Consider the following 1,029-nt stretch of genomic DNA (forward strand, 5'->3'; position numbering starts at 1 on the left):
CACCTTTCCCTCACGGTACTGCTTCACTATCGGTCACCAGGGAGTATTTAGCCTTGGCAGATGGTCCTGCCGGATTCCCACGAGGTTTCACGTGTCTCGCGGTACTCGGGATCCGTCTCGGAGGGTGTTGACTTTCGGGTACAGGGCTTTTACCTTTTCTAGCGGGCCTTTCCAGACCTCTTCGCCTAACCAACACCTTTGTAACTCCATGTGAGACGTCCCACAACCCCAAGAAGCAAGCTCCTTGGTTTGGGCTAATCCGCTTTCGCTCGCCGCTACTGACGGAATCACTATTGTTTTCTCTTCCTCAGGGTACTTAGATGTTTCAGTTCCCCTGGTATGCCTCAACTTGACCTATGAATTCAGTCAAGCGTGACTGGGCATTACCCCAGCCGGGTTTCCCCATTCGGACATCCCCGGATCAAAGCCTGCTTACGGCTCCCCGAGGCAGTTTCGTTGTTCGCCACGTCCTTCATCGGCTCCTGGTGCCTAGGCATCCTCCGTGCGCTCTTACTAGCTTAACCTACGCTACGCTGTTTTGGCTTATCGCTCCCGTTGCAGCTATGTTTCTTCATTCCCAACTCACCTGAGCTGTGGAAACACATCCGCAAAAGTCGCGCTAATCCAAAAAGCTTCGCTGACACGAAGTTCAAAAGACTAAAGCCTTTTTCGCTTCGCTAACAATTGTTAAAACTCAGCTATAAGATGTTTCATTCTTTCATATCCAGTTTTCAAGGTGCAAGTGATGAATATTTGTTGGTGGAGCCAAGGAGGATCGAACTCCTGACCTCCTGCTTGCAAGGCAGGCGCTCTCCCAGCTGAGCTATGGCCCCTAGCAAATTCCATCAAAACTGAACACATACTCACGTCGATTACCAACAATATGTTCTGATCATCATCGAGATCAGGATATTCCTTAGAAAGGAGGTGATCCAGCCGCACCTTCCGATACGGCTACCTTGTTACGACTTCACCCCAATCATCTACCCCACCTTCGGCGGCTGGCTCCTTGCGGTTACCCCACCGACT

The 1,029-nt window shown here is 51.0% G+C and carries 1 tRNA gene and 2 rRNA genes; all 3 read right to left on the reverse strand.

What is annotated here, in order from left to right:
* Positions 1-524 (reverse strand): 23S ribosomal RNA (locus tag ACFQ0N_RS38190); the annotation flags it as partial.
* Positions 525-757: 233 nt separating this feature from the next.
* A tRNA-Ala gene (locus ACFQ0N_RS38195) sits at positions 758-833 on the reverse strand.
* A gap of 87 nt (positions 834-920) precedes the next feature.
* Positions 921-1,029 (reverse strand): 16S ribosomal RNA (locus ACFQ0N_RS38200); the annotation flags it as partial.

The sequence above is a fragment of the Paenibacillus sp. GCM10027626 genome, from assembly GCF_042676285.1.
Taxonomy (GTDB): domain Bacteria; phylum Bacillota; class Bacilli; order Paenibacillales; family Paenibacillaceae; genus Paenibacillus_Z.